Source organism: Nonomuraea fuscirosea (assembly GCF_035917475.1).
Classification (GTDB): domain Bacteria; phylum Actinomycetota; class Actinomycetes; order Streptosporangiales; family Streptosporangiaceae; genus Nonomuraea; species Nonomuraea fuscirosea.
In genome coordinates this window covers 11,012,108-11,029,280 of the sequence record NZ_CP109074.1, presented here as the reverse complement: position 1 = coordinate 11,029,280, position 17,173 = coordinate 11,012,108, and the positions used below count along the sequence as shown (strand labels likewise).

General features: G+C 66.9%; 20 protein-coding genes. 8 read left to right on the top strand and 12 right to left on the bottom strand.

Annotated features, from left to right (window positions below; genetic code table 11):
- The first annotated feature begins 8 nt into the window (after nucleotides 1-8).
- Both OIE67_RS50910 and OIE67_RS50905 read left to right on the top strand, forming a co-directional pair.
- Nucleotides 9-1,178: a hypothetical protein gene (locus tag OIE67_RS50910; protein ID WP_326634243.1), complete on the top strand. Its 1,170-nt coding sequence runs from the start codon at nucleotides 9-11 to the stop codon at nucleotides 1,176-1,178.
- A 115-nt stretch (nucleotides 1,179-1,293) separates the two neighbouring features.
- Nucleotides 1,294-1,827, top strand: coding sequence for a hypothetical protein (locus OIE67_RS50905; protein WP_326634241.1), 534 nt, complete (start codon nucleotides 1,294-1,296; stop codon nucleotides 1,825-1,827).
- A 291-nt stretch (nucleotides 1,828-2,118) separates the two neighbouring features.
- On the opposite strand, the gene OIE67_RS50900 is transcribed toward OIE67_RS50905, so the two are convergent.
- Complete coding sequence (locus OIE67_RS50900) at nucleotides 2,119-3,039, bottom strand: hypothetical protein (protein ID WP_326634239.1); 921 nt, start codon at nucleotides 3,037-3,039, stop codon at nucleotides 2,119-2,121.
- A 400-nt stretch (nucleotides 3,040-3,439) separates the two neighbouring features.
- Between OIE67_RS50900 and OIE67_RS50895 the strand changes: the two genes are divergently transcribed.
- Nucleotides 3,440-4,432, top strand: a complete 993-nt coding sequence (locus tag OIE67_RS50895; RefSeq protein ID WP_326634237.1) for a hypothetical protein — start codon at nucleotides 3,440-3,442, stop codon at nucleotides 4,430-4,432.
- A gap of 5 nt (nucleotides 4,433-4,437) precedes the next feature.
- Here OIE67_RS50895 and OIE67_RS50890 read toward each other — a convergent pair whose 3' ends face one another.
- The 3 genes from OIE67_RS50890 to OIE67_RS50880 all read right to left on the bottom strand — a co-directional run bounded on the left by OIE67_RS50890 (nucleotide 4,438) and on the right by OIE67_RS50880 (nucleotide 6,610).
- Complete coding sequence (locus OIE67_RS50890) at nucleotides 4,438-4,773, bottom strand: hypothetical protein (protein ID WP_326634235.1); 336 nt, start codon at nucleotides 4,771-4,773, stop codon at nucleotides 4,438-4,440.
- A 74-nt stretch (nucleotides 4,774-4,847) separates the two neighbouring features.
- Nucleotides 4,848-5,915, bottom strand: coding sequence for an epoxide hydrolase family protein (locus OIE67_RS50885; protein ID WP_326634233.1), 1,068 nt, complete (start codon nucleotides 5,913-5,915; stop codon nucleotides 4,848-4,850).
- On the bottom strand, nucleotides 5,912-6,610 hold the full coding sequence (locus OIE67_RS50880; protein WP_326634231.1) for an alpha/beta fold hydrolase: 699 nt from the start codon (nucleotides 6,608-6,610) through the stop codon (nucleotides 5,912-5,914). Before OIE67_RS50880 ends, OIE67_RS50885 begins: the two co-directional genes overlap by 4 nt.
- An 86-nt stretch (nucleotides 6,611-6,696) precedes the next feature.
- On the opposite strand from OIE67_RS50880, the gene OIE67_RS50875 reads away from it, so the two are divergent.
- Nucleotides 6,697-7,644 carry a helix-turn-helix transcriptional regulator gene (locus tag OIE67_RS50875; RefSeq protein ID WP_326634229.1) on the top strand — a complete coding sequence of 316 codons (948 nt, stop codon included), beginning with the start codon at nucleotides 6,697-6,699 and terminating at the stop codon, nucleotides 7,642-7,644.
- A 51-nt stretch (nucleotides 7,645-7,695) separates the two neighbouring features.
- Here OIE67_RS50875 and OIE67_RS50870 read toward each other — a convergent pair whose 3' ends face one another.
- Entirely contained in the window at nucleotides 7,696-8,517 is an 822-nt protein-coding gene (locus OIE67_RS50870; RefSeq protein WP_326634227.1) for an isocitrate lyase/PEP mutase family protein, read from the bottom strand.
- 9 nt (nucleotides 8,518-8,526) lie between these two features.
- Nucleotides 8,527-8,907 carry a nuclear transport factor 2 family protein gene (locus OIE67_RS50865; protein WP_326634225.1) on the bottom strand — a complete coding sequence of 127 codons (381 nt, stop codon included), beginning with the start codon at nucleotides 8,905-8,907 and terminating at the stop codon, nucleotides 8,527-8,529.
- A 256-nt stretch (nucleotides 8,908-9,163) separates the two neighbouring features.
- On the opposite strand from OIE67_RS50865, the gene OIE67_RS50860 reads away from it, so the two are divergent.
- Nucleotides 9,164-9,706, top strand: a complete 543-nt coding sequence (locus tag OIE67_RS50860) for a GNAT family N-acetyltransferase (protein ID WP_326634222.1) — start codon at nucleotides 9,164-9,166, stop codon at nucleotides 9,704-9,706.
- Nucleotides 9,707-9,730: 24 nt separating this feature from the next.
- Here OIE67_RS50860 and OIE67_RS50855 read toward each other — a convergent pair whose 3' ends face one another.
- The 6 genes from OIE67_RS50855 to OIE67_RS50830 form a co-directional block, all read right to left on the bottom strand.
- Nucleotides 9,731-10,369, bottom strand: a complete 639-nt coding sequence (locus tag OIE67_RS50855; RefSeq protein WP_326634220.1) for a sigma-70 family RNA polymerase sigma factor — start codon at nucleotides 10,367-10,369, stop codon at nucleotides 9,731-9,733.
- A 344-nt stretch (nucleotides 10,370-10,713) separates the two neighbouring features.
- Complete coding sequence (locus OIE67_RS50850; RefSeq protein ID WP_326634218.1) at nucleotides 10,714-11,592, bottom strand: SDR family oxidoreductase; 879 nt, start codon at nucleotides 11,590-11,592, stop codon at nucleotides 10,714-10,716.
- A 557-nt stretch (nucleotides 11,593-12,149) separates the two neighbouring features.
- Nucleotides 12,150-12,455, bottom strand: coding sequence for a DUF427 domain-containing protein (locus OIE67_RS50845; protein ID WP_326634216.1), 306 nt, complete (start codon nucleotides 12,453-12,455; stop codon nucleotides 12,150-12,152).
- A gap of 200 nt (nucleotides 12,456-12,655) precedes the next feature.
- Nucleotides 12,656-12,970: a DUF6510 family protein gene (locus tag OIE67_RS50840; protein WP_326634214.1), complete on the bottom strand. Its 315-nt coding sequence runs from the start codon at nucleotides 12,968-12,970 to the stop codon at nucleotides 12,656-12,658.
- The gene (locus tag OIE67_RS50835) at nucleotides 12,967-13,788 is read right to left on the bottom strand and encodes an FAD-binding oxidoreductase (protein ID WP_326634212.1); all 822 of its coding nucleotides are present in this window, start codon (nucleotides 13,786-13,788) and stop codon (nucleotides 12,967-12,969) included. The genes OIE67_RS50840 and OIE67_RS50835 overlap by 4 nt, the downstream gene beginning before the upstream one ends.
- Nucleotides 13,781-14,377 carry a molybdopterin-dependent oxidoreductase gene (locus OIE67_RS50830; RefSeq protein WP_326634210.1) on the bottom strand — a complete coding sequence of 199 codons (597 nt, stop codon included), beginning with the start codon at nucleotides 14,375-14,377 and terminating at the stop codon, nucleotides 13,781-13,783. The genes OIE67_RS50835 and OIE67_RS50830 overlap by 8 nt, the downstream gene beginning before the upstream one ends.
- Nucleotides 14,378-14,958: 581 nt before the next feature.
- Here OIE67_RS50830 and OIE67_RS50825 point away from each other — a divergent pair.
- From OIE67_RS50825 to OIE67_RS50815, 3 genes are all read left to right on the top strand, one after another.
- Nucleotides 14,959-15,876, top strand: coding sequence for an NADP-dependent oxidoreductase (locus tag OIE67_RS50825; protein ID WP_326634207.1), 918 nt, complete (start codon nucleotides 14,959-14,961; stop codon nucleotides 15,874-15,876).
- 73 nt (nucleotides 15,877-15,949) lie between these two features.
- The gene (locus tag OIE67_RS50820) at nucleotides 15,950-16,375 is read left to right on the top strand and encodes a GNAT family N-acetyltransferase (RefSeq protein WP_326634204.1); all 426 of its coding nucleotides are present in this window, start codon (nucleotides 15,950-15,952) and stop codon (nucleotides 16,373-16,375) included.
- A 333-nt stretch (nucleotides 16,376-16,708) separates the two neighbouring features.
- Nucleotides 16,709-17,158 carry a hypothetical protein gene (locus OIE67_RS50815; protein WP_326634202.1) on the top strand — a complete coding sequence of 150 codons (450 nt, stop codon included), beginning with the start codon at nucleotides 16,709-16,711 and terminating at the stop codon, nucleotides 17,156-17,158.
- Nucleotides 17,159-17,173: the final 15 nt, after the last annotated feature.

Below are 17,173 nucleotides of genomic sequence, written 5' to 3'. Positions count from 1 at the left end.
CATGTCCGATGGATCCTGTTCCCGCATCCGCGCCGATCGGCCCAGGCGGGCCCACTTCGTCCGACCGGCCGGCGACCGGCCTGGTCGGCGCGTACACCGTGCTGGCCGGAACGCTGATGTCCACGGCGGGCGTCAGCTGGGACGTACAGTGGCACATCGAGGTCGGTCCGGACACCTTCTTCACCCTGCCCCACCTGATCCTGTACTCCGGCAGCGCCATCGCCGGCATCGCCAGCCTGGTGATGGTGCTCCGCGCCACCTTCGCCCAACGGGCCGGGCGCCCCTCCGACCCCGCGGTCGGCGGCAGTCCGGTCCGGGTTCTCGGCGGCACGTTCACCGCGCCCCTGGGATACCTCGTCGCCGGGACCGGCGGCGCGTTGTTCCTGCTCTACGGCCTGCTCGACCTGTGGTGGCACTCGCTGTACGGCTTCGACGCCGTGCTGGACTCCCCGCCACACGTCGCCCTGTTCATCTCCATCAGCCTGACCATGGTCGGCAGCGTCATCGTCTTCGCCGCCGCCCGCGCGCAACGCGGGGGGCGGATCGGGCTCATCGTCAGCATCCCCGTGCTGATGACGTTCGCCCCGATCACCACGTACGCCTTCCAGAGGATGCCTCTTCCTCTCGACCCCAAGCTCGCGGGCACCGTCTTCTTCGCCGTCTGCTTCGTGCTCATGGGAGCGATCACCCTGCGGCACCGACAGGTGACTCTGTCCATCGCGGTCGTCCTCGGCGCCATGCAGCTGTTTCTCTGGTGGTTCTCCCCGTGGGCCTCGAGGGCATACGCCGACTACGTCGAGCTGCCTCTGCGGGACAACCTCATGGGCGTGGCGCCTCAGCTTCCGGCCGGCATACCGATGTTCATGCTAGCCGCGGCCCTGGTGATCGAGGGGCTGCTCCGGCTGGGGCGCGGGCGGGGCTGGTCGGCCCGCTGGCTGCCGCAGCTCGTCGGCGCCGCCGGCGGCGGCGTGGTGAGCCTGTCCATGCTCGTGCAGACGTCGATGCTGCGCGCAGGGGCGGGGAGAGGGCCGATGGGCCAGACCACCACATCGGCGACCACAGTGCTGATCGACGTGCTCCTTGGGCTGGCGTTCGGTGCCCTGGCCGGGTACCTCGCCGCCCGCTTCGCCGTACTGCTGCGCCTCAACACCCCCGCCGCCGATCTGGAAGGCCGCTGACCCGATGCACGTCCGAACGTACCTGCTGCCACGGCCGCGACCGGCCCGCGCCACGCGCCACGCGCCGAAGCACCGCGCCCGCAGTCTGCTTCTCGCCGTGTGCATCATGGCGGCTGTGATCCCGGTCTCTGCCCCGTCCGCCCAGGCCTACGCGCCGGCGGAGCCCGAGCAGGCGTACGCGCCGGTCGAGGTTGTGCACACCGAGCAGGTGCAGGCCGGCCCGTACCACCTGACCGTGGGCTTCTCCACGTGGCCGCTGCGCGCCATGCAGTCGCTGGACTTCACCTTCGCCCCTGACGGGGGACTGACCGGCAAATCCGGCACCCTCAGCATGACCGGCCCCGGCATGAAAGGGAGCAGGCGCGGGGCAGGCCCGCTGTCTCGCCATCCACGCAAACGCGACGTCTGGGGCTTGGACATCCAATCGCTGTCCACGGCCGGAAAGTGGAGCTTCACCTTCGCCATCAACGGACCCAAGGGGCAGGGAACAGGCACTCTGGACAACGTCACGGTCCTCGACCAGCCCGGCCCGCCGCTGGCACTGAGCTGGGCCCTCTGCACCCTGCCCGTCCTCGGCCTGATCGCCTTCCTGGCCATCGCCTGGCGACGCCATCGTCCCTCCCGCCACCTCGCTGCGCTGGGCATCTGACGAGGCGGCTCTTTTGATCCGTAGGTTCCGGGTTCGAGCCCCGGGCGCCCTACCACCCAGACCTGCAGATTTGTCCACCTCTTGATCAACGAATCAAGCGGTGGGTCATACCTGGGTCAGGTCAACGCCACGGGAGCTTCCAGCTCGCGCTTAGCGTGATGCCTGGTTCGTGGGGCGACGCCGGAGTGTCCGTTTCCACAGCTGGTGACCTGTTCTTCGTGCTGTGGTGAGTACCAGGCGTCTCCATCAAGGCGGTCACTTCGCCGACCGCCGGGGGATGATCGCGCCGGCTCACCGAAAGAAGTCGGTGATGTCGTCCCCAAAGGGCACCCGCTTGACCCGCATTGCGGTCGGCGCCGTGACAGCGGCCTTGGCGTCCCAGCCGTACCGGGTCGCCGAGACCACATTCCCGATCTCGAGATCCGTGTCTTCCTTGCCCGTCCTCAGAACTGTCTGGACGACGATCGGACGTCCGCTCAGGTCGGCGGAGATTCCCCACATGAGGCTGAGGTTCCGCATCCTCGGGTGGAGCGGGCCACCAACCATCTCGCGGAAGGCAGGCGACAGCTTGAACAACTCAGTCAGTGTGATCGTCCCCCGGATGGTCCAGGACTTCTTGACCACCGCTCGGTTGTCGACACCGACAATCGCGCCGGAGGGCCTGTTGATGGTGGCCTTGGCGATCAGGGCCTTCAGCGTGGGCTGTTCGAAGATGTCGATGACCTGGTCACCGTGCAGCCCGGCTCCGCCTGGTGCCTTGCCCAGATTCACCCACCCCTTCTGTCCATACGCCGGCCCGTTGGCATACTGCACGCCGCCGACCGTCCGCAGCCGCTGCGGACGGGTGAACACCTTCACCAGGTCCGCGTCCCGTCGATCACCGTTGGCGGCATCCTCCTTGAGGAAATGCACGTGCCAATAGTTCGCTTTGACCTCCCGCCGTAGGTCGGAACTCACGATGCCCGAGCGGCCAAGCCGCAAGATGCCCCTGGTGTGGACGTGGAACGAGGTGCTCGGGAACGAACCGCGCGGCAGATCGTCCATTCTGGGATCATGCGGCATCGCCGCACTCGCGAACTGCCAGACCCGCCCTGCGGCCCCGGCGGCGACCAGCTTCTCGACCGCCCTCACCACATCCACCGATGCCGCCTGGGCTGGGGCAGCCGGGATGATCACGACAGCCGCCATCACGGCCGTCAAAGATTTCTTCATGGGAAAGATTATCGAGGCACCAACCGACAGAACATTTCAACGTCGGCCGGCATCTTGCGGCAGTCTGGCGATGCGTTCGGCCGATTCCGCGCTGTCCCGATCCCATGGGCGACGGCGACCGGGTAGAGGGCGTGCTGCTTGCGCATGGTCGTCTCTGTGATGCCGGGCGGCAACTGCATGAGACGAAGCAGCCTGCTGACGCGTTCGAGCGCGGCGCGTACGTCGTCGGCGGAGACAGTGCTCCCCGTCGGCGTCGAAGGCGTGAAAGTCAGCTCCACACACCGCCTGGTCGGCCCGGAGATCTTCACGACCGCCGACGTGGACCGCCTGACTATGGCGTTCGCAGCTTGGTTGGGCGTCGACTCTCAAAAAGTGACATTCGGTGGCGAACATATGTTGGATGTTGCTTGTGAAGGCCATCAAGGCCGGTGTGTTCGTCCTGGAGAAGACCGCGGGCATGCAGATAGGCAAGGCGTGGGACGACCCCGCACTGGGCGCGATTCTGCGCAAAGTACGCTCGGGACGGCTCGAACCAGGCCTTGAGCTCATCAGGCAGGCCCGCGAGGACCACCAGCTACGCGCGCTCCGCGTGGACAAGCTGGCCGATGCGGCCAAGTCGCACACTGAGGCGCTGGCCAGGCTTGCGGGAGGTGACCCCGATGGCCTGCTCTGGCTCGGCGCCGCGCGCATCCAAGAGGCCTGGGCGATCCGCGGCGGCTCGTACGCCAAATACGTGGGCGAAGAGCGTTTCACTCGGTTCTTGCAGGTTCTGGGTACGGCTGAGGAGCCGCTACGGCGCGCAGCCGACCTGCTGCCCGCCGATCCCGTGCCGTGGAATGTACTCCAGTGGCATGCCATCGGCATGGGCAGCGGCAGGACTGAGCTGGATCGTCTCTGGAAGGAGCTGATCGCCAGGAACCCTGGCCTGTACGCCGGCCATCACAGCCGCACCCAGGCCCTGTGCGAGAAGTGGTACGGCTCTCACGCGGAGTTGCTGGCCTTCGCCGCCGAGACGGTGGCGGCAGCCGAGCCGGGTGACCCGGTGGTCTCGGTACTGCCCATGGCGCACATCGAGATCGTCATCGCCCAGCAGCGTGACAGGGAAGGCCTATTCGACGAGAAGCTCGTAATGGCCCACTTCAGCGACCCGGCAGTGGCCGAGCCGCTGATCGAGGCGTCGGACAAGTGGCTGTCCAGGCTCCAGCCGCACCCGCTGGCCCTTGAGGCCAGGCATCTGTTCGGTGCGGCGTTCTATTACGGCGGTCATCTCTCGCGCGCTCAAGGCCTGCTCGCAGGGGCGGGCAGGCGCATGCCCGACAACCAGCCCTGGACGGTGGCCTCGCTCACCCCGGCCCGCCGTTATGCCAAGGCCCGGCGTGAGCTCGGCCTGTGAGGGATTCAGCCGCCCTGGGGTGCCCGGCGGCGCGGACCGCGTCGCGAGACGTTTCGACCGGCAAGCCGAGCGCGATCGCGTTGATGCGATGGGCAGCCTCCGCCACCGGTCGCGGTACGTGGAAGGGCCGCCTGCAGAACGCCCTCAGCCACCGCCGCCGGAGCCTGCCGCAGGTGGTGTTCGTTCCACAGCAGGCAGCGGTCGAGAAGATCGCGGCTGCATTCGCCGGTGTCCTCTTGGAAGACCGAGGGGAGACCGCCAATTCGGGAGACCGCCCTCGGAACGATCGCGGCGCTCGCCTCGGTCATGTTCCGGTAGAAGACAACGAACACGGTCGGCATGCGCTGTGTTCCCCATTTGTGTTCCCCATCGGGTGAAGACCACCGGTCCCGGGCCGGCGCGCTTGCCGGCGACGTCATCGGCAGAGGGTGAAGAACATGCGGAGGTCGTCGGCGAGGAGTTGGGGTTCTTCTTGCGCGGCATGGTGCCCGCCTTTGTCGTAGGTGTTCCAGTGCACGATGGCGCTGTGGTCGCGTTCGGCGAGCGGGCGGATGGAGGGGAAGAAGTCATCGGCGAAGCAGGCAAGACCCAGCGGGATCGATGACGGCCCGGCAGGCGGCCTGTTGCCGTGATAACCGACCAGGGCCGAGCTGCCGGCGGTGTCGGTCAGCCAGTAGATGGCGGCGTTGGTGAGGATGTAGTCGTCGCTCACCGCGCCGCCGAACAGCTGCAGGTTCCAGGCCAGCTGGCCGGCCGGGGAGTCGGCGAGCGCGTGCGCCAGGGTCTGCGGCTGGGTGGACTGGAGGGCGAGGTAGGCGCTCCGGTCGGCCATGAAGCGCTCCAGGGCGGCCAGCTTCGCCCGATCGTCCGGTTCCAGCAGGGCCCGCTCCGCCGGATCGCCCGAGGGCAGGGAGAAGATCTGGGTGACGTGCACCCCGACGACGCGGTGCGGATCCAGGCGTCCGAGCTCGATGGAAATCAGGGAGCCGACGTCGTTGCCGTGCGCGCCGTAACGTTCGTAACCGAGCCGGCGCATCAACTCCGCCCACGCCGTGGCGACGCGGCGGCGGTTCCAGCCCGGCTCCCGCGGTACGCCGGAGAACCCGAAGCCGAGCACCGAGGGGATGACGAGGTGGAAGGCATCGCTCAGCCGGTCGATCAGCGGGAGGAACTCTACGACCGACATGGGCCAGCCGTGGGTGAGGATGAGCGGCAGGGCGTCATGCCGGGCCGAACGGATGTGCAGGAAGTGCACGTCAAGCCCGTCGATCTCGGTGATGAACTGCGGATGGACGTTGATCCGCCGCTCCCAGGCGCGCCAGTCATAGCCGTCGCGCCAGTACTCGACCAGGTGCCGGACGCGGTCGGCGGGCACGCCGAGCCCATGGCCGGGCAGCGGGCGGGTGAAGCGGGTCGCGGCCAGCCGGGCGGCCAGGTCGTCCAGCGCCTCTTGCGGAATCTTCACCCGGTATGGCCGCATCATGACCGGACCACCTGGTCCAGCACTCGGGCCAGCTCCGCCGGTTCAGTGATCATCGGCCAGTGCCCGGCGTCCAGCGTGATCACCTCCAGACCCGGCAGGCGCGGTGGGCCGCCCCGGTCGGCCGCGCAGGCGATGTAGGTACGGGGCAGTCGTTGTGCCGCGCTGAGGTCGGCCGGTGCCGGGTCCTGGTAGGTGCCGACGGGCTGGCCGACGCCGCGTGCCCGCAGCCAGGCCCGGTCCTCGGGGGTGAGCCCGTGCTCGCCGAAGTTGGCGTCGATGACCTCGTCTGTCATCACCGGGATTCGCCCGTCCTGAACGGTTTCCATGATCGCTTCGACGACGGGCGCGGGTGTGATGTCGAACAGGCTCTTGCCGGGCTCGGGCAAGAGCGCGGCGAGGTAGACCAAGCGGGCGATCCGCCCGGGAATCGTGGTGGCGGCGATCGTGGCCGGGGCTCCGCCGTAGGAGTGCGCCACGAGCACCACCTCGCGCAGCCCGGCGTACTCGATCGCCGCCGTGATGTCGCGGGCATGCGTGGTGAGCGTCGTGTCCGGCGAGCCCAGATGCGCGCGGTCGCCGAAACCGGTGAGCGTCAACAGATGCACCTGGTGACCATAGGCGGTCAGCAGCGGCGTGACGCGCTCCCAGGCCCATGCCCCCAGGAACGAACCGCCGACAAGAACGATGGTCGACACCGGGTCGACTCCTTTCTATCGCCTTCTTACCGGGGCAAGGCTAGGGAGGATTGTGGACGCTTTCTGCCCTCATTAAAATCGCTACCGTGTCCCGTCCCGCGACCCGCGTCCTGGCACTGCTGGAGCTCCTGCAGGACCGCGGCCTGGTGTCGGCCGACGAGCTCGCCCGGCGCTTGGACGTCGACGCCCGCGCCGTTCGCCGCTACATCACCGCCCTGCGTGACATGGACATCCCCGTCGAGTCCGTCCGCGGACGCTACGGCGGCTACCGGCTGGCCCGCGGCGTACGCCTGCCGCCCCTGATGCTCGCCGATGACGAAGCGGTCGCCGTCGCCGTCGCGCTGGCCACCGGCAAGCAGCACGAACAAGCGGGAGAGCCCGGCTCGACCGACCGGGCGCTGGTCAAACTCAACCGCGTCCTGCCCGCGCCGCTGCGCCGACGCGTCACCGCGTTGATCGCCGCCACCTCGGCGACGGCAGGCCCGCTGACCCCTGAACCTCACCTGACGCTGACGCTGGCCGCGGCCGTCCATGCGCGGCACACCGTCCGGATCGAGCACACCCGCGGCGCACGCGAGGTGGACCCGTACGGGCTCGTCGTGCACGCACGCCGTTGGTACCTGGTCGGACACGACCATCTCCGCGCCGCCATCCGCATGTACCGCCTGGACCGGATCAGCGACGCCACCGAACTCTCCGGCACATTCACCCCACCCGACGGTTTCGACCCCGTCACCCACGTCCTGGACATGTTGACGCTCGGTGCCTGGACCCACCGCACCGAGGTGTGGCTCGATACGGACCTGGACATCGCCCGCGACCATCTGCCGGCCACCTTCGGCGATCTGCACGCCTGCCGCGACGGCGGCGTGCTCCTGGTCGGCGGCGCGGAGAACCTGCCCGCCATGGCGCGCATCCTCACCGGCCTGCCCTGGCCCTTCACCGTCCGCAATCCGCCCGCGCTGGTCGCGGCGCTCGCCGAGCACGTCACCGCGCTCACCCTGGCCGTCGCCCGCTCCCGCCCCGCACCGTAGCCGTCGGCGTCGGCGTCGGCGTCTCTCACCCGCTGTGCGGCGGCGCAGGTGTCAGCCCGTGATGAGGTCGATGATGTGGCCGAAGTCGAGATCTGATGCGAGTGCGGTCAGGTCTCCCTTCGCGAGCTTCGCCGCAGCTGCCTGTGTCGCTCCGAGAGCGTGCGTGTAGGGGTCGACCCCGAGGCTGATCCGGCGGACACCGATCGTCTGGAGGCCCGCGAGGGTAACCGCGTCTTGGGGACCGACCAGGACGTTGACCGGCTTGGGGGCGACAGCCCTGACGACTGCGCCGATGGAGACCAGGTCCGGCAGGCCCGGCGCGTAGAGGACGTCGGCTCCTGCCTCCGCGTAGGCGCAGAGGCGGCGGACGGTGTCATCGAGGTCGGAAATCCCCCACAGGAAGTTGTCCGTCCGTCCGGTCAGAACGATCCGTCCGTGCGCAGCCGCGGCGGCGGCCTCCATGCGACGGACCGCGTCGTTGAAGTCGCGAATCGGATTGGAGGGGTCACCAGTGGTGTCCTCGACGCCGATGCCGGCGAGACCGCGGCCGACGGCAGCGTCGACAGTGGCGCGGACCTCTACGTGAGTCTCGCCGTAGCCGTCCTCGAAGTCGCCGTTGATCGGCAGGCCGCTCACGAACGTGAGCAGGGCGGCATGGTTCAGGTGCTCATCACGGCTGACGGCGTGGATGCCGTCGAGCCGGCCCAGGGTAGCGGCGAGAACCGCTGAAGAGGTCGCGATGGACCTGAACCCGGCCTCCTTGAAAAGCAGGGCCGAGGGGCCGTCCCATGCGTTGGGCATGATGAACGTGCCAGGGCCACGGTGGAGTTCGGCGAACTGTTCGTAGCGCGCCTGGGCCGCAACGTCGGACATGGCGGCGGGTCAGGCGCCCGGGGCGATCGCGCAGGCGGAGACGCAGAGCCAGACGCCCTCACGCTTCTGGTACACGTCCGTGTACAGCGCGTCGTGCTCCACCCCATCGGCGATCGTGGTGTACGTCACCCTGCCGTGGATCAGCGCGACATCGCCGAGGATTCGGATCTTGGCTCCGTGCAGCACTTGATCCTTGAAAGGCCGGGGCTTGGCGATGTCTTCGAGGTACTCCTCACGGTTGCGGGTGACACCCGGCGTCTGCACGATGAAATCCTCAGCGAGGAATTCACCGAGGCGCTTGGCATCGCCGGCCTGGTCCGAACGGTTGTAGTCAAGGTTGAGCTGCTCGAGGATCGCCAGATCTTCGGCCGACGACTTGGTGTCGTTCATCTCTCGCTCCTTCTTCATGCGGTTCGGCGTTCACCGCGGCTGGGTCGTCGTCTACGCGGTACTAGCCTGACCGATATCCACTTAGGACTATATAGTCCAAGCTAGATTACCGCTCCACCGCTAGGCAAGCGCTGAAGCCAGGTGCTGAAGAAGCTTGACTCACAGTTTAAGTGGACGACTTCGTCCGATTGTGCGTAGTGTCATCAGCCCCTGGCCGCCCCGCTGGGCGTGCTCCGTCCCCCGTCGAGGAGCAGCGTTGTCTCACGAGGTCACCATCGTTGGCTCGACCATCAGCACACCACGGTTGCGGCTGCGTCCGTGGCATCAAGCAGACGCAGCGGAGGCGCTCGACATCTACGGCAGCTCGGAGGTCTCCCGGTGGCCGGCTCCGGCCATGGATCGTGTCGACGATCTCGACCAGATGCGGGCGGTGATCACCGGATGGATCGCCGCACCCCCGGGATCCGATGGACGCCCGAGTGGCCGGTGGGTGATCGAAGAGGCCGAGAGCGAGCGTGTCGCCGGCTCGGGACAGATCCTTCCGCTGCCGCCGGAGGGTGAAGACCTGGAGCTGGGCTACCAACTCGCTCCCTGGGCGTGGGGCCGCGGGCTGGCGGCCGAGGCGGGTCACGCTCTGGCCCACTATGCCTTCAGCAACGGCGAGGAAGAGGTCTTCGCCGTCGTACGGCCCAAGAACGACCGCGGTACACGCGCCGCCCGTCGCATCGGGATGGAGTGTCGGAGAAACGGAGAAGTACTACGAGCTGCGCCTTCAGGTCTTCCGGCTCCGCAAGGGTGACTTGGACACCTCCGCGCTCGACCCTCAGGCCGACCGAATCGCAGGTGCCTCAGGCAGGTAGCCATCGGCCACCAGCGCGATACGGAGCTTCTTCCTGGCGTCGAAGAGCACCTTGTACAGCGCATTGTGGGTCGAGCCCAGTTCGTCGGCCAGAACATCCATCGGCATGCCGTTGAGAACCGTCGCAACGAACACAAGTCGCTGGCGATCGGACAGGTTCTCGTCCACCGCGGCCGAGACGGCGGCCGCGAATTCCCGGACCTGTGCCTCACCCTCAGGGCCGGCGTCGAACCGACAAGCGAGCTTGGACCAATCCTCTTGCTCGTAGGGGATCTCGTGGCGACGCCAGAAGTGGCGATTCATCTTCGTGGCCACGTTGAGGATCGCGAACTTGCTCGCCCATGTGGTGAACCGGGCCTCACCCCGAAACTTGTCCAACCGGTCGGTGATGGCCATCAGCGCGTCGGCGGCGGCCTGGTGGGCGATGTCCTCGAGTTCCGGGCCGTCCAGCTTGAGGAGGGAGGCGCGTCGACGAGCCTCAGAATGCGCGACGCGGAGCAGCAAGGGATACAACTCGGCGCATGTCGCCTCTCTCCGTGGGCCTGCGGCGCCGAGATCCCGTACCCATCGGCGATTCTCCTGATCGATCTCCGCGTCGTCCACCGCAAACCTCTTTCGTCAGAGCGGCACAAACCGTGTACGCGCTGGTCGAGTCGCTCCCGACATCACCTCTACGCCCACCACATACTGGACTATAAGGTCTCTACAAACGCTCGTTCACCTGTGGGAGCGCGGTGATTTTCGGACTTTATAGTACGATTTGTTGAGCTACGGCCAGGCCGAGATGAGGCCGGCCCTGTGAGCGCCGACAGCAGGCCGTCCAAGTCCCGGGCGCATGGACCGCAGGCCAGAAGGTGCGCATGGATGCCCGGAAACCGCTCGCTCGGTCGTTGCGCACTGCAGGCAGCTCCGCGTAGACGTCCAGCCTCGCCGCGGCGGCGATTCGGTCAGATGGCCAAGCCTGCGCCTCCGGACACGACGATCTCTTGCCCGGTGACGTACGCGGCATCGTCCGAAGCCAGAAAAGCGACCGTCCCAGCAACGTCTTCCGGCGTCCCGAGGCGGCCGAACGGGTTGCGCTCGGCCATCGCCGTCATCGTCCCTGCGACGTCTTCGGTTTCCGTCCGGATCGAGGCCCGGGTCATCGGGGTGTCGGTCATTCCCGGGCTGACCGCGTTGATGCGGATGCGGCGCGGCGCGAGCTCGAGGGCCAGAGTCGGGATCATGGCCAGCATCGCGCCGTGGGACCCGGCAGCGACGCTGCTACCCGTCAGGCTGCGCGTTGCTCCGATCCCCACGGTGACAATGACCGAAGCACCGTCGGACAGCAGCGGCAACGCCTTGACGAGGGTGAAGAACACCCCTTTGGTGTTGACGGCGAACACATCGTCGTACGCGGATTCGTCCCAAGCCTCCAGCGTCATCGGATGGTTCACGCCGGCGTTCAGGAACAGCGTGGTCAGATTGCCGAATCGCGCTCCGACTTCGGACACGACCCGGTCAGTGTCCGAGAGCGACCGTGCGTCAGCTTGGAGGACCAGGACATCGTCGGGCAACTCCTCCCGCGCCCGAGCGACGCTCTCCTGACGATGTCCGGTGACAGCGACGCGGTAACCGCGCTCGTGCAGAGTCCGCGCGGCCGCCTTCCCGATTCCGCTGGTGCCGCCCGTGATCAGGACTGTACGTGTCGACATGACCATCATTCCATCCTCGTTGTCGGCTCGACCGGACAGCCCAATGGCATCGCGCAGGTGCCTGGTATGCAGGAGAACTTGCCCGCAGTCACTGAGCTCGCAGGCCGGCGAGACAGTTTCTGCCCTCACCATGTACCTGAATGTCTAGCCGGTCCGTCCAGAGTACAAACCTATACTGGACTATACAGTCCAAGTTTGTCAGGAGGGTGTCGTGACCATGACCCGTACGGGGAAGTGTGCGACCAAGGAGCAGCATGCAGCTGCTGAGTACTTGGGCTCGCTCGACGACTCACTCGCCCGGTGGATGCAGTCGACCGGCCCGATCGATGCCTACGACGCGCATCTGCCCGTTACGGTGGGCAGGCCGCTCGAATGGTTCTCCTTCGCCGTCACGTCGCGGCAGCTCAGCAGAGCATCCAGCTTGGCGATCTATCATCGGCTGGTCGCGCGATTCGGCGGCGTCATCACTGCAGAGCGTGTCGTCTCGACCGACGAACAGACCCTGCGCGACGTCGGGTTGTCTCGGCCGGTGACCTTGCCGTGCGCAGAGCGATCACCGGACTCGATCAACTGGATGGACGCGCCGCATCCCCGCCAGGGTCACGCCTTGCGCCGGCCAACGCGATGCCTGTCTGAGGCCTTGGCCTCCGCAGACAACTCGCCGTCAGAGGGCTCCTCACGACCGACGATCAGATCTCGATCCGAACCTGGCGCCCGTCGAAAGCGACATAGCCGCTGAAGTCGCGGCCTACACGGGCCACCGCCGACTCGTTGACGGCCGGGTAGGACCAAGCCCCGTCATTGAGCACCGTCTTGCCGACCAGGACGTCGTGATACCGCGCCCTTCCCTTCCAGGGACAGGTGTAGGGCGTGGGGCTGTCGCGGAGCACGCCGGCCACAACCGAGTCCGGTGGGAAGTAGACATTTCCCTCCATTCTGACAACCGTCTCGTTCGGAGCCTCGGCCACGACGGTCTCCCCGGCCACTGCCTTCATTCCGTTTCCCCTCATTGATCCTTTACCTGGCCGGCTCCGCCCTCGTGACCGGCCCAGGGTGGGCACCAGCACGCACCCACCTCGTACCCTTCAACGGCCCTTCAATGGCCCTTCCAAGTCGAGGCCACCGGCGGAGGCGACGGCACCGTACCCGGGCGTTCGAGTTGGGGGCCGGAGCCAGCTTGCGCATGGCTAGACGTTCATGCTGGGGTGGACAGAAACAACCATGAGCTGGAGCCCGAGAGGTCGAGCCACGTGCCCTGTGGTGTCTTGGCCACGCGGGCGACCATCGCCTCACACTGGCGACAGCGCAGCACAGTTCCCGGTCCGCCCAGGTATGCCAGCAATTGTCCGAATGCTTGTGTGGAACCGCAGCTCCCGCAGCTGACGGTGACGGTGGTCGGGTCGCTTGCGAGGATCCCGGCGAAGTCGCCGGCAGCGGCGTTGCCGTCCAAGACCGCGCCTGACTCGGCGTCGCCATCGGGCGCGGCGGGGGTGGAGCGGTACGAGGTCATCGATCGACTCCTGTTGGTCCGAATCGTTCCGTGCGTATGCGATCGTCGGGGTACCCCGCCTTGCGGAGCAGTCCGGTGGCGTGGTCAACAAAGCCAGAGGAGCCGCACACGTAGACCCGGACCGCCAAGGGCTCCGGCCACGCGGACGGAGGTTTGATGTCCTCGACCACGAGGTGTGAGGCTGGACGGGGGTGCCCGTAGGGAACCTTGCGCGTATAGACGAGGCGCACTTCGGCGGACCCTGGCGCGGACAGATCAGCCGACATCTCTTCCAGTTCAGGCCCGTACATGAGGTCGCGAGGGCCGCGAAGCGAATACACGAGCATCGTCGGCGTCGAATCCCCTGCTTCCTTCCGGGCTCGCAGCATGGTGACCAGCGGTACCACCCCTGATCCGCCGGCGATCAGAAGTACCGGGCCGTCCCCGATGGATGGGTCCCCCGGCTCCCAGACGAACCATCCACCGATGGGCCCGCGCACATCGAGATCGTCACCGAGCTCCATGTTCTCCACCAGGTACGGCGAGACCTCACCGTGGGGCAGGAGGTCGACGGTGACGGCGACGCGGTTGGGCGAGGCGGGCTCCGCCAACGAGTAGCTCCGTTGGGCCGAGTAGCCGTCCGCGGCAGTGAGACGTATGTCTACGTGCTGACCGGGCAGATGTCCGGCCCAGCCAGGGACGTCCAGAGCGAGTGTCCGGGAATGCCAGGACTGCGGCTGCAGACCGATGAGCGTTGCTTTGCGCCAGTGATTCCCTGCTGGCGGAGTCTCCTCCGCAGAGCTGCCGGCCTGACCCTCGGTCGTATTCGTGTCAGTCACCGGCGTAACGCTCCTCGCGCCACGGGTTCCCGTAGTTGTGATAGCCGAAGTTCTCCCAGAAGCCCGGCTCGTCGAAGCGCTGCATCGTGATGCCGTTCACCCACTTCGCGGACTTCCAGAAGTAGAGATGCGGCACCAGCAGCCTGGCCGGGCCACCGTGCTCGACGTGAAGCGGCTCGCCCTCGTACTCGTACACGATCCAGGCCTTGCCCCCGACAAGGTCCTCCAGCGGGAGGTTCGTGGTGTAGCCCCCGTACGAATGCGCCATCGCATATTCGTAGTCGGTCTCGATGTCCTCGAAGAAGGTGTCGAGCGCCACGCCCCGCCAGTGGGTCCTGAGTTTCGTCCACCGGGTCACGCAATGGATGTCGGCGTTGATCTCCTCGGAGGGCAAGGCCATCATTTCGTCCCAGCTCCACCGCCTCGGCTTGCCGGTCTCAGGCGTGATGGTGAAGCTCCACACCTCCGTCGAGATCAGCTGTGTTGGCCCAGCCGTCAGCACGGGGAATCCGTGGGTCAGATGCTGACCGGGCGGCAGATCGTCGGCACGCGGATCGTGCCGGCCGAAGAAGCCACGCGAGATTGTCACCCTGTGCTCTCTTTCAGATTCAACGATCTCTGGTGGTGGGCGTCTCACAGTTGGGGTCGATGGCGACAGCAACCCTAGAATGGACGATTTAGTCCAACATAGGATCCCGCCGTGGCCTGTGTCAACGCGCACACAGTCCGTCGCGCACATCCCGCTCTTCCGCCAGGCCGCTGAACGTCACCCTGCGCCGCGGTGGGCCATGCCGTTAGGCAGGGTCGAGGGCTGAGCGGCCCATTTCGTCGACGTCAAGATCTTGTCGGTGGTGTCATCGACGTGGGTGATGTTGCGCAGGGACGTAACCGCCCAGCCGCGGCCGCGCAGCCAGCGCTCCAGGACGTCGATGTCGATCGGCGAGGGGCACCTGGCCGACGCGGGGTTCCGACTACACAGAAGACCACAAGTCCCTCGCCCCGACCACCACGAGAGGGCCGTTGCGAGCGTGTTCTCTCGTCGCCGAGCATGCGGGACGCCCGCCGGGCGGACGTCTTCCGCTCAGCCGGGTAAGACCTCGACGCCTGACGTCACCAAGGGGAAGAGCCGAAGTTTCGTGTCGGCGAGCGACTGATCAGGAAGGCGTACCGATGAAGGCGATTGTGGTGACGGATGAGGCTGCGGGAACGGCTGGGATGACGCTGGCGGAGCGGCCGGAGCCGGAGGCGGCAGGAAACGATGTTCTGGTTGCGGTTCATGCGTCGGGTTTCACCCCCGGTGAGCTGACATGGCCCGGAACCTGGACCGATCGCCTAGGCCGGGACCGCACGCCGTCGATCCCTGGCCACGAGGTGGCCGGCGTGGTCACCGCGCTCGGCTATGGCGCGAGGGGGCTGTCGGTGGGACAGCGGGTGTTCGGTCTCGCAGAGTGGACTCGTGACGGCACCCTGGCCGAGTTCGTGGCCGTCGAGGCGCGTAACCTCGCGCCGCTGCCGGGCGACGTCGACTTCGCGGTGGGGGCGAGCCTGCCGATCTCGGGCCTGACCGCGTGGCAGGGGCTGTTCGTGCACGGCCGCTTCGAGGCGGGTCAGAGCGTTCTCGTGCATGGTGCGGCCGGCGGAGTCGGCTCGATGGTGACTCAGCTCGCCAAGGAGGCCGGCGCCTACGTCATCGGCACCGGACGTGCCACCGACCGGCAGACGGCGCTCGACTTCGGCGCGCAGGAGTTCGTCGACCTGGACAACGACGCCCTGGACGACATCGGTGGGGTCGATCTGGTCTTCGACGTGATCGGCGGCGACATCGCCAGGCGGTCCGCGGGCCTGGTCCGCGCCGGCGGGATGCTGGTGACCATCGCCGGCCCTCCCGAGGCGCAGCCGGTCGAGGGTCTGGCGGTCGACTTCGTGGTCGAGGCCGATCGCGCGCAACTGGGGGAGGTCGTCCAGCGGGTCCGGGACGGCCGGCTGCGTACGAACATCGGTAACGTGGCGACTCTCGACGATGCCGTCGCCGCCTTCAACCCGACTGAGCGGATCAAGGGAAAGACGATCATTCGCGTTCGTCCCTGAAGGACTCGGCACACCCAAGAACAAGTATGAGCGGCCCCCGCCGACGAACGAGTAATCAATGAATGGGCATCCCATGACCGAGCCAAACCGCTACACCTCTGAGAACCCCGAGGGGAAGAACACCCTCAATGAGGATCAGGCCGTCCTCATCGACGAGGTCATCGACGATCCACATGCTCCCACGTTCGACTTCACAGTCGTCAATGACGAGAAGGCCGGCATCTACGCGGCCATGCTGGGCGACCGCGAGATCGCCGGGCTGCCCTACAACGTCGCCGGCCGCGGCCGGCTCGTACTGCTGGCGATCTCGGTGTTCCCCGAGTACCGCGAACAGGGCATCGCCACCGAGCTCATCAGACGCGTCCTCGACGACGTGCGCGCGCGAGGCAAGACGGTCACCATCATGTGCCCGGTCGTACGCACCTTCATCGAGCACAACCCCGAGTACACCGACCTCATCGACCCCCAGCACCCTGGAGTAGCCAAAGGCCACCGATGACCTTGGTTACTCCGGGCCGTCAGCGGTTGGTGGCGCAGAGGTGGCCCTTGTGAGGAGGGATGCGGACGGATTGCCTTCGTGCTCGCGACGAACCGGGAGACCGGCTCCGCCAACCTATGGCGCCGCGTCCCGCTCGCGCGGATCCACCCCCACGACCTAGCAGGCGCGAAGGCACCCGAGACGGTGGCAACGCTGGGCTGATTCTTCGACTTCGCGCGCGGTCTCCGACGATCAGCGGCCCTCCGACACCATCCGGATCACTCACGAAATTGGACTTTTTAGTCCCATAACATGGCAGAATGTAGGAGCGGTTCGACTGGCCGGGAGGGATTGATGACGACACACTTCGCGGAAGTCTTGGCCCGCGAAAGCGCTTCTCTGTCTGGCGTCACCGACCGGGAAAAGCTGGCCGGCTGGCGTCGCCGCGTCGTCAAGGAGCTCATGACCCCGCGATCACCGTACGTTCTGGCACTGCGAAAAACGGGTGACGTGCCCGAGCGAGCCGATTTACTCGATCGCTGGCGCGAGCTCATCGCCGAGGCTTTGGACCGGTTGCTGCAGTCCGGCGCTACAGGAAACCCGCGCTGCTCTTCCGCGCAGACCTCGAGAGCCGATATCGACGCCCAGAAAACTGCCGTGCTGATCCTTGCAGCGCTTTATGGAGGCAGCACCCTGAGTCAGGTCGCACGAGACCCTCGGCCGCTCGACGCCGCGCTCGACATGGCGCTCGCGCCCTTTGCGGCGGCCGAGGATGACAGCCCCGCAAGGGCGGGGAACGAGTAGACCGATATCAGTAAC